Consider the following 15286-nt stretch of genomic DNA (forward strand, 5'->3'; position numbering starts at 1 on the left):
ATGAAAACCCTGAAGTCACCTAAACCGGGCGATCTTTTTTATATCCCGGCCCTCAATTCTTCAGATGAGACTGGGTTTGTTATTGCCCGCTATATCGAGCTCATTCCCCCTGCGCTGGGGCATCTGATCGAGGTTTTTGCGAAATTTTATACGCAAATACCCGTGTCATTGAGCGAGGTAGACACCTCCACACGTCTGTTCCGACCGATTTTCTGCAGCATGCTTTTCTCGGAAATTCCTCGATGGAAGATCCTTTTCAGTGATCCGGACTACAAAAAAGAGTCCTCTGGATATGACGAAATTCAATTCGCGTTCGAGTCAGAAATCTGGGTAGGCGGTGTCAGCAAGCCCGCTACAGAGCAACAGCTGAACAACATTGAGCCATCCATCTGCTGGCGCATGCATCACATTATTTTCAGGGTGATCGCACACTTACGTGGAGCGATCTCTGATGCTGAGCCGATGGACTATGAGAAGTTACCCCCCGACTTGCGCATTGATAGCACCATCGCCTCAGAACGAGTAAATAAGGCCGCACTCAGCGCACAAGCATTATTCGCCGCCCAATAAAAACGGGAGAAAAGAGGGCAGGTTTTATGGCTATACCGACCCCGCCGGGCACACCACGCTCTACCAACACAACCGGCGTGGCCAGGTACGCCAGCGCACCGATGCCCATGGGCGGCAGGTGCAATTTGGTTACGACAGCTACGGGCGGCTGCAAGCGCTGGTCAATGAGAACGGTGAGAGCTCTCGGTTCGCATGGGACGTCGGGGATCGGCTGACCGAGCAGCAAGACTTCGACGGCAGCGCCAAACGCTACAACTATGACTTGCTCGACAACATCACCGCGGTGACTGCTCATCCTGCACCTTATGGCAATGGACTGGCGGTGGTGCCCGAGACGCCACCCGCGCCCATCGTTCATCGGCTGGAGCGTGATGCGGTCGGCCGACTGGTCGCCAAAACCACCGACGATGGCCGCACCGACTACAGCTACGATGCGGTAGATCAGCTCACGGCTGTGACCTGATCTGCAAGGCAACGCCCAGGCGCTGGGTTTCGCCTACGACGCCCTCGGCCAGTTACTTGCCGAACAGAGTGCCGGTGGCAACCTGCAACATCACTACGACGAACTCGGCCACCTGCACCAGATCAACCTCGACGGCCAGGTCATCAGCGATTTCGAGCGCGACCGCCTGCACCGCGAAGTGCTGCGCACCCAGGGCCAGCTCAGCACCCGCAGCGAATACGACCGCAGCGGCCGCCTGCGCTCACGCCAACGGCGTCTTGCGGCTCAGCCATCGTTGATGCCGGCGACAGCGCAAAAACAGTTCGAATATGACCCCGCCGACAACCTGATCGGCAAACTCGACCAGCAACCCGCCGCGCAACATCGCCAACTGCTGCATTACGACGCCACCGGCCGCATCATCGCCAGCCAGGACAGCCTGCATGGGCAGCGCGAAACCTTTGCCTATGACGCCGCCGCCAACCTGCTGGATAGCCCGCACGCAGGCGCCGGGTTGGTGGTGCATAACAAGCTGCTGACGTTTCAGGACAAGCGTTATCGCTACGACGCGTTTGGGCGAATGGTCGAGAAGCGCAGCGCCAAGCGAGGGGTGCAGCGGTTTGCGTATGACGCGGAAAGTCGGTTGGTTGAGGGGAAAAATGGGGACAGATTTATTTCTCATCTCACTCTAGCTCTTAAATAAATGCGTCCCCTTTTCCGCTAACACCTACCCTGCAACAACAACGGAAAAGGAGACAACTTTATTAAACTCAGCAAAATTAAATAAATCTGTCCCCTCCTCCCTTTCTTAAAAAATCTTATTCCGCATCATCCTCTTTATCGATTTCCTTGGCAGCTTTCAATTTTTTAACCATTGTATTCATATACTTGTAGCGCTGCTCAATAGTCTCTACACGAGACTTATCTGTCGGTGCTTGCGAAGATTCAGGTTCGGAATAGGGGCAGTAGACAAGTCCGTATCGTTCAGCGATGCCTTCCATCTGCCCCTCTATTGTGTCCATCCTCTTCTCAAGGCCGGTCAATCGCGCATTGATGTCGGTTGACGCCGCGGGGTCTTTACCTACCGCGTTAGCGTCTGCCCCTTCGTTGATGGACAGAATGGTGTTGGCCAATAACTCTGTTTTTATTTCAGCACCTTCCAGGCGTGCTTCTATTTTTTGTTGATCTGTCGCGGACGGATCTACAGTACTCTTTGTTCCGTCTACGTTCTTTTTCTCTGCGCCGGGCATTTTCGATTGCGCGTCAATTCTATCCGTCATGGCTTTCGACGTTACATGCTGGGCAACGCTGAGTGGAAGGTTGATCAGGGTACTTACACCCGCCTCAACGAACGAGTTTCGCGCCTGAGTGGCCAGTGAGGAGGCAATGGGAGGGAACTGCAAAGCGCCAACAGCCCTGGCGGTATTGGCAGCATTCGCGACACTGCTTGGCCTACTCGCCGAGGGTGCGGGCCTAGGTGGTTTAGGTGGCGCTAGCGGTTTTGGCGGTTTGAGTGGCCTTGTTGCAGGTATTCTGGGGCGAAACCTAAAACCCCTGATCGTTCTATTACTATGCTCCTCAGCGGTACCTTCAGGGTAAGCATTTGGATCTAATGTATGCGCGCCCGGTTTAGTCGGTTGGGAGGACTGATCGAGTAGTCCTGGTGGCACCGGTAGTTTTGGTTGTGCCACATCGACGTTAGTCAGGGGCGGAAGGAGGGGAACATAGGCTTGATTGGATAGTTTCATTTTTTCTCCAAGTAAGTTATCGACTTAAGGAGGGCTCCCTGCAACCTCAGCCTATACGTGGTTGCATAAAGCAAAACCGTTCCAATTCAAATAGCAGCCTAACTCCGTACGCGTGACTACTGCGCTGAATCTGAATATTTAAATAGTTATAAAAAACATCGAGACGACCCGTTGCTTTGCCCCCCACCTTTAGAGCCATTGAAGTGCCGGTGCCATCACCCGCTTTAACGACGCCCAACAAAAATGGGCACCCAACCCAGTCGGCGTGCCCATTTTCTTACCAACCCGCCTCCCTTCAGACGGTCCTGCTATTACGGGTTGACGCTGTCTTTGAGCGACTTGCCCGGCTTGAATGCAACGGTGTTGCTCGCCTTGATTTTCACTGGCTCACCGGTTTGCGGGTTTTTGCCGGTGCGGGCGCCGCGGTGGCGTTGCAGGAAGGTGCCGAAGCCCACCAGGGTGACGCTGTCCTTGCGGTGCAGGGCGCCGGTGATTTCTTCGAGAACGGCGTTAAGGACGCGGTTGGCCTGCTCTTTGGTCAGGTCTGCTTTTTCTGCAATAGCGGCTGCGAGTTCTGGTTTACGCATAAGTGAAGCCTCTTTGACGGTTTTTTGTTGTTATGTCCGTGCTGCTCTCTGGTGGAGCAGCGCCCAAGGCGCCGCAGGCTCTACTCTGCGGCAGACGGGAGTGAGGATGGCATGCCCTCGCACGCTCCGCCAGTCTCGCGGCGACCTTTCTGGGGGTAAGAAGGTGCTGATTCCGACAGAACGACCGGCATTTACGCCAGCAATGGCGGAAGTTCTTTGTTAAGGGCAAGTTTTTCCATGACGGCGCTGCCGGTCAGCGCATAACCCAGCAGGCGGCCGCTGGCGTCGCGGCACAAGGCCTTGATGTCGGCGCCCTGCCCTTCGACGCTCCACACGCCTTCGGTGCCGCGTGGCGGCGGCGATACCACCAGAGGGCAGATCGGGGTTTTGACGGTGATCGGCATCGGCCCATAGCTGACGGCGGTGGCGTTGCCGGCAAGGGTTTGGGCCAGGGCGCGGGCGCAGCTCATCAATGGCATCACGTACAGCAGGTTGAGGCCATCGACCTCGGCGCAGTCGCCCAGGGCGTAGATGTTGGCGTGGGAGGTCTTGAGGTGGCGGTCCACCATGATTCCACGGTTGATCTGCAGGCCGGCGGCAGCAGCCAGGTCCACGCGCGGACGCAGGCCGATGGCCGAGACCACCAGGTCGCAGTGGATCACTTCACCATCCGACAGGTGCGCTTCCAGGCCATCCGCCGTGCGCTGCAAGCGGTTGAGCACCGGGCCCAAGTGGAACCGCGCGCCGAGGCCTTCCAGCCCGGCTTGCACAGCGCCAGCCGCTGCTGGGTGCAGCAGAGTCGGCATGACTTGCTCGCAGGGTGCGACCAGATCAATTTCATAGCCGCCAAGTATCAGGTCGTTGGCGAATTCACAGCCGATCAGGCCCGCGCCCAGCAGCAGCACACGGCGCTTACCGGCAGCAGCGGCACGGAAGCGTGCGTAATCTTCAAGGTCATTGATCGGGAAAATCAGTTCCGCCGCATCGCCTTCGACCGGCACGCGCACGGCTTCTGCGCCCCAAGCCAGGATCAGGTCGCGGTAGGCTACCGCTTCCTCGCCGATCCACAGGCGTTTGTGGCCCGGGTCGATGCCGCTGATGCGCGTGTGGGTGCGCACTTCGGCCTTGAGTTGCTCGGCCATGGCGCCCGGCTCAGCCATGCTCAGGCCATCGGCTTCCTTGTTCTTGCCAAAGCCGGTGGAGAGCATGGGCTTGGAGTAGGAGCGCCCGTCATCCGCGGTGATCAGCAGCAACGGGGTCTCGCTGTCGAGCTTGCGAAATTCCCGGGCCACGTTGTAACCGGCCAGCCCTGTGCCGATGATCACGACAGGTGCGTTCATTCCTTTCTCCTTGTAGTACGTTTCTTAAACCGATGTTTAGCCGATTTCGATCATTTCGAAATCCATTTTGCCCACGCCGCAGTCCGGGCACAGCCAGTCTTCCGGGACGTCCTGCCACAGGGTGCCCGGTGCGATACCGTCATCCGGCCAGCCGTCTTTTTCGTCATAGATCAGGCCGCAGACTACACATTGCCACTTCTTCATTACTTGCTTCCTCAGGGTCCAGGCATCTTGGCCGACGGTCGATAGACCAACGTTGCCGTGCGGCTCAGGGCGTTTTGTACTGATCGGGGCCGGCAGATGCAAGCATGTTCGGCGCAAACGGCCGGTTCAGCCCGGCAAAAGTTCAGGACGCCATGGTAAGCTCGCCGCCTCTTTTACTGCCAAAACTGACTCACCGTGCCGCACTCAATCGCCTGTCCCGATGCTTGCCAATGGCTGACCCAGAGCCTTCTGAGCCCAATGCCCGCGCCATTGACCCTCAACTGGCTGTTCGACGAAGGCTCGCTGACGCGCCGGCTTACGTGGCTTTCCAACGACGGCTTCAGCGTGACGCCACTGTTCGAAGGCTGGCAGCCACTGCGCGAGGATGAATGTGCGGCGTTGGGTATGGCCCCGGCCACGGTCGGCTGGGTACGCGAGGTGTATTTGCGCGGGCATGGCCAACCGTGGGTGTTTGCCCGCAGCGTGGCGGCGCGCAGTGCCTTGCAGGGCGATGGCTTGCACATGGACGAATTGGGCAGCCGTTCGCTGGGCGAGTTGCTGTTCTGCGATCAGGCCTTCACTCGCCAGGCGATCAAGGTATGCCATTACCCACGGCAATGGCTGCCGAGCGCCGACCAGGCCGATGGCCTGTGGGCGCGCCGCTCGCGCTTTGATCGCGGGCCGTTGAGCGTGCTGGTCGCGGAAATTTTCCTGCCCAGCTTCTGGCATGCGCTGCATGACCATCCGGAGAACTGCTGATGTATCAACGTCTGCTCAAGTCCTTGAACCGCCTGAACCCCAGGGCGTGGGATTTCATTCAGTTGACCCGCATGGACAAACCCATCGGCATTTACCTGCTGTTGTGGCCGACGCTTTGGGCGCTGTGGATTGCGGGCAAGGGCTCGCCGTCGTTGCTCAATATCGTGATTTTCGTGCTGGGCGTGGTGCTGACCCGCGCCGGCGGCTGCGTGATCAATGACTGGGCCGACCGCAAGGTCGACGGCCATGTGAAACGCACCGAGCAACGGCCGCTGGTGAGCGGCAAGATCAGTTCCAAAGAGGCCTTGGTGTTTTTTGCGGTGCTGATGGGCATCAGTTTTCTGCTGGTGCTGCTGACCAACGCGACCACCATCCTGCTGTCCTTGGGCGGCCTGGCGCTGGCGGCGAGCTACCCGTTCATGAAGCGCTACACCTATTACCCACAAGTGGTGCTGGGCGCGGCGTTTTCATGGGGCATGCCGATGGCATTCACTGCCGAGACCGGGCATTTGCCGGCCACGGCGTGGCTGCTGTACATCGCCAACTTGCTGTGGACGGTGGGCTACGACACGTATTACGCGATGACCGACCGCGATGACGACTTGAAGATCGGGGTGAAATCCACCGCCATTCTGTTCGGCGATGCGGACCGCGTGATCATTCTGACCCTGCAAGGTTTATCGCTGGTGTGCCTGCTATTGGCGGGGCAGCGGTTCGAGCTGGGTGGCTGGTTCCATCTGGGGTTGCTGGCGGCGGCGGGCTGTTTTGCCTGGGAATTCTGGTACACCCGGGACAAGGATCGGATGAAATGCTTCAAGGCGTTTTTGCATAACCACTGGGCGGGGTTGGCGATTTTTGTCGGGATTGTGGCGGATTACGGGTTTCGGTAAGTCAGTGCTGACGCCATCGCGGGCAAGCCCGCTCCCACATTTGGAACGCATTCCCCTGTGGGAGCGGGCTTGCCCGCGATGGTTTCAGCCGCACTGCGTGGTCAGGGCTTGATTACGTGCCACGCCCCGCCCTTGCCATCACCGGTCTTGTCACCCGCCTTCTTGTCATCCTTGTAGGTGTAGACAGGCTTGCCTTTGTAAGCCCACTGACTGGTCTGGTCGTCGCGGGTAATGACTGTCCAATCACCCATCGACTTGTCAGTAGACTCAGCCTTCAGCGGCGGCCAGTTGGTCGCACACTGGTCTTTGCACACCGACTTGCCGTCGGCATCCTTGTCAAAGGTGTAGAGGGTCAGCCCCTTGTGATCCACCAACATTCCGTCGTGAGTCATCGCCGGCTCCGCCGCAAACGCCAGGCCCGGCAGCGTCAACGCCGCCGATACCAACAGGGCTTTCCATGAAACAGTGCTGTAAGTCATCGGAACCTTCCTTTTGTGGTTGTCAGGATTCGGACCCAAAGGGTAGTCCAGAGTGCCGTGAATTGCCCGATCGTCTAAATTACTGTCACACGACTGCAATAATTCCGTTATCTAATGCGGCGCAAGACAGTTAAATGACAAGAGGATTTTGAGCATGGTTGGCAGGAGCATTCTGATCGTTGACGACGAAGCGCCCATTCGCGAGATGATCGCCGTTGCGTTGGAAATGGCCGGCTATGACTGCCTGGAGGCGGAGAACTCCCAGCAGGCCCATGCCATTATCGTCGACCGCAAGCCGGACCTGATCCTGCTGGACTGGATGCTGCCCGGCACCTCCGGCATCGAACTGGCCCGTCGCCTCAAGCGTGACGAGCTGACCGGGGATATCCCGATCATCATGCTCACCGCCAAGGGTGAAGAGGACAACAAGATCCAGGGCCTGGAAGTCGGCGCTGATGACTACATCACCAAGCCGTTTTCCCCACGTGAGCTGGTAGCGCGCCTGAAGGCCGTACTGCGCCGTGCCGGCCCTACCGATGGCGAAGCGCCGATCGAAGTCGACGGGCTGATCCTGGACCCGATCAGCCACCGCGTGACCATCGACGGCAAGCCGGCCGAGATGGGGCCGACCGAATACCGCCTGCTGCAATTTTTCATGACCCACCAGGAGCGCGCCTATACCCGTGGGCAATTGCTGGACCAGGTGTGGGGCGGCAATGTGTATGTGGAGGAGCGCACGGTTGACGTGCATATCCGCCGCCTGCGCAAAGCCTTGGGCGATGCCTACGAGAATCTGGTACAAACCGTGCGCGGCACCGGCTATCGCTTTTCCACCAAAGGTTGAGCCGGCCCTTCCTTTCCTTAACAGCTGACAAGGACGCATGTTTAAGTGAACCAGAACTGGCATGGCACCCTGATTCGCCACATGCTTCTGTTGATCACCGGTTGCTTGGTGGTGGGTTTGATCAGCGGTTATTACGGTTGGAGCCTGGCCGTTGGTATCGGCCTGTACCTGGGCTGGACCCTCAAACAATTGCTGCGCCTGCATGAATGGCTGCGCCAGCACAAACCCGACGAAGCACCACCCGACGGCTACGGCCTGTGGGGCGAAGTGTTCGACAGCATCTACCACCTGCAACGCCGCGACCAAAGGGTTCGCGGGCGCCTGCAGGCGGTGATCGACCGGGTGCAGGAGTCTACCGCTGCGCTCAAAGACGCGGTGATCATGCTCGACAGCGACGGCAACCTGGAGTGGTGGAACCGCGCTGCCGAGACCTTGCTGGGCCTCAAGACGCCCCAGGACAGCGGTCAGCCGGTGACCAACCTGGTGCGCCACCCGCGCTTCAAGGAATATTTCGAGCAGGAAAACTACGAAGAAGCGCTGGAAATCCCCTCGCCTACCAATGACCGCGTGCGCATCCAGCTGTACCTGACGCGTTATGGCAACAACGAGCACCTGATGCTGGTGCGCGACGTGACCCGCATTCACCAGTTGGAACAGATGCGCAAAGACTTCGTCGCCAACGTCTCCCACGAACTGCGTACGCCGTTGACGGTGATCTGCGGCTACCTGGAGACGCTGCTGGACAACGTCGACGAGATCAACCCGCGTTGGAGCCGTGCCCTGCAGCAGATGCAACAGCAGGGCTCACGCATGCAAACCCTGCTCAATGACCTGCTGTTGCTGGCCAAGCTGGAAGCCACCGATTACCCATCGGACAACCATCCGGTGGCGGTGCAAAGCCTGCTGCAGACCATCAAGAATGACGCCCAGGCGCTTTCCGGCGAGCGCGGGCAACAGATCACACTGGAGGCCGACTCGCAGGTATTGCTCAAAGGCAGCGAAGGTGAGTTGCGCAGCGCGTTTTCCAACCTGGTGTTCAACGCCGTGAAGTACACCCAGGACAAGGGCAATATCCGCATCCGCTGGTGGAGCGATGAGCACGGCGCACACTTGAGCGTGCAGGACTCCGGCATCGGTATCGACGCCAAGCATCTGCCGCGCCTGACCGAACGCTTCTACCGCGTCGACTCAAGCCGCAACTCCAACACCGGCGGCACCGGGCTGGGCCTGGCGATCGTCAAACACGTGCTGTTGCGCCACCGCGCACGGTTGGAGATCAGCAGCGTGCTGGGGCATGGCAGCACCTTTACCTGCCATTTCCCACCGGCGCAGATGACCCGTTCGCGGGTGATCGGCACAGATGAATAACCCGAAAACAACGTAAATCTAAGTGTGGGAGCTGGCTTGCCTGCGATGGCGGTGGGTCAGCTGAAATCACCTCAACTGGCAGGCCGCTATCGCAGGCAAGCCAGCTCCTACATTGGATTTGCATGGTTTGGCAGAAGGCTTTCCAGGCTCCGCCCGGCAGCGGGCACTAGGCAAGCGCCCCGTCAGCCGCTACATTGGCCGACTTGCGCCTGCCTTTCAGGCCTGTCTGTCACCCCTTATTGAACACACGGAACCTGCAAAACCCCATCATGGACCCTTCCCCTGGTATCACCCTCGCTACACTCTTCGCCGATTTCGGCATGATTCTTTTTGCACTGATCCTGGTACTGCTCAACGGTTTCTTCGTTGCAGCGGAATTTGCCATGGTCAAACTGCGCGCCACCCGGGTCGAGGCCATCGCCCACAAGAACGGCTGGCGCGGGCAGATCCTGCGCACCGTCCACAGTCAGCTCGACGCCTATCTGTCGGCCTGCCAATTGGGTATTACCCTCGCCTCCCTGGGCCTGGGCTGGGTCGGTGAGCCGGCCTTTGCGCACATCCTCGAGCCATTGCTGGGCGCCATCGGCGTGCAATCGCCTGAAGTGATCAAAGGCGTGTCGTTTTTTGCCGCCTTCTTCGTGATTTCCTACCTGCACATCGTGGTCGGTGAATTGGCCCCCAAGTCCTGGGCAATTCGCAAACCCGAGCTGCTGTCGCTGTGGACGGCGGTGCCGCTGTACCTGTTCTACTGGGCCATGTACCCGGCGATCTACCTGCTCAATGCCAGCGCCAACGCCATCTTGCGTATCGCCGGCCAAGGCGAGCCCGGCCCGCACCATGAGCACCATTACAGCCGCGAAGAACTCAAGCTGATCCTGCACTCCAGCCGTGGCCAGGACCCAAGCGACCAAGGCATGCGCGTACTGGCTTCGGCTGTGGAAATGGGCGAGCTGGAAGTGGTGGACTGGGCCAACTCCCGCGAAGACCTGGTGACCCTGGACTTCAACGCCCCGCTCAAGGAAATCCTCGCGTTGTTCCGCCGCCACAAATTCAGCCGTTACCCGGTGTATGACGCCGATCGCAACGAGTTTGTCGGCTTGCTGCACATCAAGGACCTGCTGCTGGAACTGGCTGCCCTGGACCACATCCCCGAGTCGTTCAACCTGGCCGAGCTGACCCGCCCGCTGGAGCGTGTCTCGCGGCACATGCCGCTGTCGCAGTTGCTGGAGCAGTTCCGCAAAGGCGGCGCGCACTTTGCCCTGGTGGAAGAAGCCGACGGCAAAGTCATCGGCTACCTGACCATGGAAGACGTGCTGGAAGTGCTGGTCGGCGATATCCAGGACGAACACCGCAAGGCCGAGCGTGGCATCCTCGCCTACCAGCCAGGCAAACTGCTGGTGCGTGGCGACACGCCGCTGTTCAAGGTGGAGCGCCTGCTGGGCGTGGACCTGGACCACATCGAAGCCGAAACCCTGGCCGGCTTGATCTACGACACGTTGAAACGCGTGCCGGAAGAGGAAGAAGTGCTGGAAGTTGAAGGCTTGCGCATCATCATCAAGAAGATGAAAGGGCCGAAGATCGTCCTGGCCAAGGTGTTGCTGCTGGATTGACGCCTCAATTGCCCAACGCAAAGTTGGGCAATTTGCCAAGCGGCTGGTTGAACTCATACGGAATCGAAACCAGCCCGGCCTCGGAAGCCTTCTGCACCACAAAATGCAGATGCGGCCCGCTGCTGTTGCCGGTATTGCCCGACAACGCCAGTGGGCTTCCCACCACCACACGCTGCCCTGCCCTTACGCTGACCGAACCTTGCTTGAGGTGCAAATACACGCCCTCGGTGCCGTCATCGTGGCGTATGCGCACGAAATTCCCGGACGCGTCATTACCGCGCCCGGCCTGGTTATTTTCGGTCTTCACCACCATCCCGCTACGCGCCGCAATGATTGGTGTGCCTTCGGGCATGGCGATGTCCATGGCGTAGCGGCTCTTGGCGTCGGTGTGGCTGAAGCTGCCGTTAGGGCCTTGGGTCAAGCGAAACGGCCCACCACGCCAAGGCAAAGGATAGCGATAGGCTTGCTGTGGATAACTTGATGTGGGCATATCCAGCACCGGCCGTTTGGTCCGTTCCACCCGGCGCTCCTGCATCACAAATGCCTGGGCGCCCGGCGTTTGCCGGTCGCTGAAAGACACCACGCCATTGGCATCGGTGGTTTTGTAGAGGGTCATGGCCAGGGTCGAAGTGCAAACCGTGGCCAGCCCACAGAACAGGACTAGGCGAATGAACATGACGTACCTGCCGGGAGGACTGTTCGGCAGGCTAGCAAGGGTTGATGACAGCTCTAAGCGGGCAGCGCGGTAAAGCAGATATCCACATTCATCCGGGCGGCGGCCGACAGGTTGACCAGCGCATCAAGGGAAAACTTGTCGATCTTGCCGTTGAGCACGTCGTTCAAGCGCGGCTGACTGATACCGAGCCTTTGTGCCGCGTCTTTCTGAGAAAGCTCCCAGCTGCGGATGGTGTTGCACAACTCCAACAACAACTTTGAGCGCATGCGCATATTGGCGGCTTGTTGGGGCGTGTCTTCCAGAGCATCCCAGACGCTGCTGAAACGTTCGGTGTGAATTTTTGAGTCTGTCATGGGCTTAACCTATCTCCTGCAATCTGGCACGAGCCAGTTCGATATCCCGCCCTTCGGTTTTCTGTGTGGTTTTGCGCAGCGCGTGCAGCACATAGACTGCTTCCGGCCGATTAATCACATAGAACACTCGAAACGCTCCTGATTCCTCAGTGATCCGAATTTCGCTGACGCCCCTCCCGATAGTCTTCATCGGTTTGCAATCAAAAGGCTGTTCACCCTGCTGCAAGAGATCCAACTGAAAGCCGGCAGCCCTTCGGGCGTCGAGAGGGAATTCGTTGAGATCCTTGAGCGAGATTCCTAAAAACACCACATCCTTATGCCTTGGCATTTGCTTCTCCTTTCCTGGAAAGAAGAAGCCTAATCGACGATTCAGCCAAAGGCGGTGCAGGTGTGTTTCAAGGCATAGCAAAGGCTCGATAACACTGACGCGTTATCGAGAGACTATATCGAAATGGATATAAATCAAGCGACCCAGCGGGAATCAGACGGTCGGTCGATTCCCTTGATTCAGGCGATCAAGCTCCCGGCACGAAGTGCTTCTGCGCCGTACCGCGCGCGATCAGGCGGGAGATGTAGTCGAGCTTCTGCGCATCCTGGTCAATAAACCGGAAGGTCAGTTGCAGCCAGTCGCTGTCAGGCCGTGGCTCATAGGCGACGATGGCGTGCAGGTAGCCGTTGAGGCGCGCGACTTCGGCGTTCTCGCCTTGCTCAAGGTCGAGCACGGCGCTTTCCAGCACCTGGGGCAGCACTTCACCGCGACGGACCACCAGCAACGCTTCCTTAATGCTCAGCGCCTTGATCACACATTGCTGGTTGCCGCTGGACAGCCGCAGTTGGCCCTGGCCGCGACCGCCGGCAGGCGAGGCAGCAGGCGCTTGCACCGGTTGGCTGTTGAGCAGGCCTTTGCTCGGCGCAGCTATCGGCGCCGGTTTGGCCGCCTCGGGCTTGCCGCCGGTCAAGGCATTGAGAGAGTCGTTGCCGAAGGCCGAGTTCATCTTGGTCGGCGCGCTGGCGATAAGGGCGTCGAGACGGCCGATCTTGTGCAAAGCCTGCTTGACCTTGTTCAGCAGTTGCTCGTTGGTGAACGGCTTACTGACGTAACCGGAAACCCCGGCCTGGATCGCCTGCACAACGTTTTCCTTGTCGCCACGGCTGGTCACCATCACGAACGGCATGGCTTTGAGATGGGCTTGTTCACGGCACCAGGTCAACAGCTCAAGACCAGACATCTCAGGCATTTCCCAGTCGCACAGCACCAGGTCGAAGGTCTCACGCATCAGGATGGATTGCGCCTTTTTGCCGTTTACCGCGTCTTCAATCTTGATGCCTGGGAAGTAGTTGCGCAGGCACTTCTTCACCAAATCGCGGATAAACGAGGCGTCGTCCACCACCAATACACTGACTTTACTCATCGACCCTTCATCCTATTAAAACTTCGGCATGCAAAACGCCTGACTGATGGCATTTTGCCAAAACTCGCTGGTCACAGAAGGACTTATTGCTCCTGCTGCGCAAATAAATTCAGATGCCACAAACGAAAACGCCCGACCAAAGGCCGGGCGTTAATGTCTCGGGCAACCTTACTTATCGTCAGTTTCGCCCGGAACATTAGGGATTTGATCGGCCGTGCCTTCAACTTCGGCTTTCATGCGCTTGAGGCCCATGTGCCGCACGTCGGTGCCGCGCACCAGGTAAATCACCAATTCCGAGATATTGCGCGCGTGGTCGCCGATCCGTTCCAGGGAACGTAATACCCAGATGATGTTCAAGACCCGCGAGATAGAGCGCGGGTCTTCCATCATGTAGGTGGCCAGCTCGCGCAGTGCGGTCTTGTATTCGCGGTCGATGGTCTTGTCGTATTGCGCCACCGACAACGCCAATTCGGCGTCGAAGCGGGCGAAAGCGTCCAGCGCATCGCGCACCATATTGCGCACTTGGTCACCGATGTGGCGCACTTCCACGTAACCGCGTGGCGCCTCGCCTTCTTCGCACAGCTGGATAGCGCGGCGGGCGATTTTGGTGGCTTCGTCGCCGATGCGCTCCAAATCGATCACCGACTTGGAGATGCTGATGATCAAACGCAGGTCGGAGGCCGCCGGCTGGCGACGGGCCAGAATGCGCAGGCATTCTTCATCGATATTGCGTTCCATCTGATTGATCTGGTCATCAATCTCGCGCACTTGCTGGGCCAGGCCAGAGTCGGCCTCGATCAACGCAGTAACGGCATCGTTGACTTGCTTCTCCACCAGCCCGCCCATCGCCAGGAGGTGGCTGCGCACCTCCTCAAGCTCGGCGTTGAACTGCGCGGAGATGTGGTGGGTAAGGCCTTCTTTGCTAATCATGGGTTTGCTCCGCAAAAGCTGTAAGCCGCAAGCTACAAGCTGCAAGCTGATGTGTGTCGTTGATCAAACTGCTTCCACTTGCCGCTTGAAACTTGCGGCTTGCAGCTGGGGCTAGCCGTAACGACCGGTGATGTAGTCTTCGGTCTGCTTCTTCGCCGGGTTGGTGAACAAGGTGTCGGTGTCGCCGAACTCCACCAGCTTGCCCATGTACATGAACGCGGTGTAGTCGGAAACCCGCGCCGCCTGTTGCATGTTGTGGGTCACGATGACGATGGTGAACTTGGACTTGAGTTCGTAGATCAGCTCTTCGACTTTCAGCGTCGAGATCGGGTCGAGTGCCGAGCAGGGTTCGTCGAGCAGCAACACTTCCGGCTCCACGGCGATGGTGCGGGCGATCACCAGACGCTGCTGCTGGCCGCCGGACAGGCCGAGTGCCGAGTCGTGCAGGCGGTCTTTAACCTCGTCCCACAGCGCCGCGCCTTTCAAGGCCCACTCAACGGCTTCGTCGAGGATGCGTTTTTTGTTGATGCCCTGGATGCGCAGGCCATACACCACGTTTTCGTAGATGGTCTTGGGGAACGGGTTCGGCTTCTGGAACACCATGCCCACGCGGCGGCGCAGCTCGGCCACGTCTTCGCCCTTGCGGTAGATGTTAGTGCCGTACAGGTTGATCGCGCCTTCTACGCGGCAACCGTCAACCAGGTCGTTCATGCGGTTGAAGGTGCGCAGCAGCGTGGACTTGCCGCAGCCGGACGGGCCGATAAAGGCGGTCACGCGCTGCTTGGGGATGTTCATGCTGACGTCGAACAGCGCCTGCTTTTCACCGTAGTACAGGCTCAGGCCCGGAACTTCGATGGCCACGGTTTCCTGGGCCAGGCTCAGGCTCTGCTTGTCGCGACCCAGGGCCGACATGTTGATGCCGTGGGTATGGGTTTCATGTTGCATGGGATGCTCCCTGTGCTACCAATTCGTTTGGTTGAACCGCCGGGGCGGTTTACTCAAAAATCTGTGTCTGTCTCTGGACCCTTGAGGAGCTGGCTTGTGTGGGAGCTGGGCTTGCCCGCGATGCAGGCA

17 protein-coding genes and 1 pseudogene are annotated in these 15286 nt (G+C 58.8%); 7 read left to right on the top strand and 11 right to left on the bottom strand.

The window, feature by feature from the left end; all coding sequences use genetic code 11:
- Together HU759_RS00380 and HU759_RS00385 are read left to right on the top strand one after the other, a co-directional pair.
- Positions 1–570: an Imm26 family immunity protein gene (locus HU759_RS00380; protein WP_017134641.1), complete on the top strand. Its 570-nt coding sequence runs from the start codon at positions 1–3 to the stop codon at positions 568–570.
- A 28-nt stretch (positions 571–598) separates the two neighbouring features.
- A pseudogene (locus HU759_RS00385) lies at positions 599–1673 on the top strand (type IV secretion protein Rhs); the annotation flags it as partial.
- 157 nt (positions 1674–1830) lie between these two features.
- Here HU759_RS00385 and HU759_RS00390 read toward each other — a convergent pair.
- The 4 genes from HU759_RS00390 to HU759_RS00405 all read right to left on the bottom strand — a co-directional run bounded on the left by HU759_RS00390 (position 1831) and on the right by HU759_RS00405 (position 4891).
- The gene (locus tag HU759_RS00390) at positions 1831–2292 is read right to left on the bottom strand and encodes a type III secretion effector protein (protein WP_099550244.1); all 462 of its coding nucleotides are present in this window, start codon (positions 2290–2292) and stop codon (positions 1831–1833) included.
- Positions 2293–3071: 779 nt separating this feature from the next.
- A complete protein-coding gene (locus HU759_RS00395) occupies positions 3072–3347 on the bottom strand; it encodes an HU family DNA-binding protein (RefSeq protein ID WP_003213368.1) in 276 nt (91 codons plus the stop codon).
- Between the two features lie 191 nt (positions 3348–3538).
- On the bottom strand, positions 3539–4687 hold the full coding sequence (locus HU759_RS00400) for an FAD-dependent oxidoreductase (protein WP_017135809.1): 1149 nt from the start codon (positions 4685–4687) through the stop codon (positions 3539–3541).
- A gap of 36 nt (positions 4688–4723) precedes the next feature.
- Positions 4724–4891 carry a rubredoxin gene (locus HU759_RS00405; RefSeq protein ID WP_003213373.1) on the bottom strand — a complete coding sequence of 56 codons (168 nt, stop codon included), beginning with the start codon at positions 4889–4891 and terminating at the stop codon, positions 4724–4726.
- Between the two features lie 195 nt (positions 4892–5086).
- On the opposite strand from HU759_RS00405, the gene HU759_RS00410 reads away from it, so the two are divergent.
- Both HU759_RS00410 and ubiA read left to right on the top strand, forming a co-directional pair.
- Positions 5087–5650, top strand: coding sequence for a chorismate lyase (locus HU759_RS00410; protein ID WP_170036676.1), 564 nt, complete (start codon positions 5087–5089; stop codon positions 5648–5650).
- Positions 5650–6540, top strand: coding sequence for a 4-hydroxybenzoate octaprenyltransferase (gene ubiA / locus HU759_RS00415; protein ID WP_017135807.1), 891 nt, complete (start codon positions 5650–5652; stop codon positions 6538–6540). The genes HU759_RS00410 and ubiA overlap by 1 nt, the downstream gene beginning before the upstream one ends.
- Before the next feature lie 101 nt (positions 6541–6641).
- Here the strand turns inward: ubiA and HU759_RS00420 are convergent, their stop codons facing one another.
- Complete coding sequence (locus tag HU759_RS00420; RefSeq protein ID WP_017135806.1) at positions 6642–7019, bottom strand: hypothetical protein; 378 nt, start codon at positions 7017–7019, stop codon at positions 6642–6644.
- A gap of 154 nt (positions 7020–7173) precedes the next feature.
- On the opposite strand from HU759_RS00420, the gene phoB reads away from it, so the two are divergent.
- The 3 genes from phoB to HU759_RS00435 all read left to right on the top strand — a co-directional run bounded on the left by phoB (position 7174) and on the right by HU759_RS00435 (position 10841).
- On the top strand, positions 7174–7863 hold the full coding sequence (phoB, locus tag HU759_RS00425) for a phosphate regulon transcriptional regulator PhoB (RefSeq protein ID WP_003195617.1): 690 nt from the start codon (positions 7174–7176) through the stop codon (positions 7861–7863).
- An 81-nt stretch (positions 7864–7944) separates the two neighbouring features.
- Complete coding sequence (gene phoR / locus HU759_RS00430) at positions 7945–9231, top strand: phosphate regulon sensor histidine kinase PhoR (RefSeq protein ID WP_186354650.1); 1287 nt, start codon at positions 7945–7947, stop codon at positions 9229–9231.
- A gap of 269 nt (positions 9232–9500) precedes the next feature.
- Positions 9501–10841 (top strand): hemolysin family protein, encoded by a 1341-nt coding sequence (locus HU759_RS00435; protein ID WP_017135804.1) that lies wholly within the window; start codon positions 9501–9503, stop codon positions 10839–10841.
- A gap of 4 nt (positions 10842–10845) precedes the next feature.
- Here HU759_RS00435 and HU759_RS00440 read toward each other — a convergent pair whose 3' ends face one another.
- From HU759_RS00440 to pstB, 6 genes are all read right to left on the bottom strand, one after another.
- Entirely contained in the window at positions 10846–11517 is a 672-nt protein-coding gene (locus tag HU759_RS00440) for a peptidoglycan DD-metalloendopeptidase family protein (protein WP_099550241.1), read from the bottom strand.
- A 53-nt stretch (positions 11518–11570) separates the two neighbouring features.
- The gene (locus HU759_RS00445) at positions 11571–11870 is read right to left on the bottom strand and encodes an XRE family transcriptional regulator (protein ID WP_099550240.1); all 300 of its coding nucleotides are present in this window, start codon (positions 11868–11870) and stop codon (positions 11571–11573) included.
- 4 nt (positions 11871–11874) lie between these two features.
- Entirely contained in the window at positions 11875–12198 is a 324-nt protein-coding gene (locus HU759_RS00450) for a type II toxin-antitoxin system RelE/ParE family toxin (RefSeq protein ID WP_138453081.1), read from the bottom strand.
- A gap of 187 nt (positions 12199–12385) precedes the next feature.
- Positions 12386–13282, bottom strand: coding sequence for a response regulator (locus tag HU759_RS00455; RefSeq protein WP_017135802.1), 897 nt, complete (start codon positions 13280–13282; stop codon positions 12386–12388).
- Positions 13283–13450: 168 nt separating this feature from the next.
- Complete coding sequence (gene phoU, locus HU759_RS00460; protein WP_016971674.1) at positions 13451–14212, bottom strand: phosphate signaling complex protein PhoU; 762 nt, start codon at positions 14210–14212, stop codon at positions 13451–13453.
- A 111-nt stretch (positions 14213–14323) separates the two neighbouring features.
- Complete coding sequence (pstB, locus tag HU759_RS00465; protein ID WP_017135801.1) at positions 14324–15157, bottom strand: phosphate ABC transporter ATP-binding protein PstB; 834 nt, start codon at positions 15155–15157, stop codon at positions 14324–14326.
- Positions 15158–15286 lie beyond the last annotated feature (129 nt).

The organism is Pseudomonas sp. OE 28.3 (genome assembly GCF_014268205.2).
Taxonomy (GTDB): Bacteria; Pseudomonadota; Gammaproteobacteria; order Pseudomonadales; family Pseudomonadaceae; genus Aquipseudomonas; species Aquipseudomonas edaphica.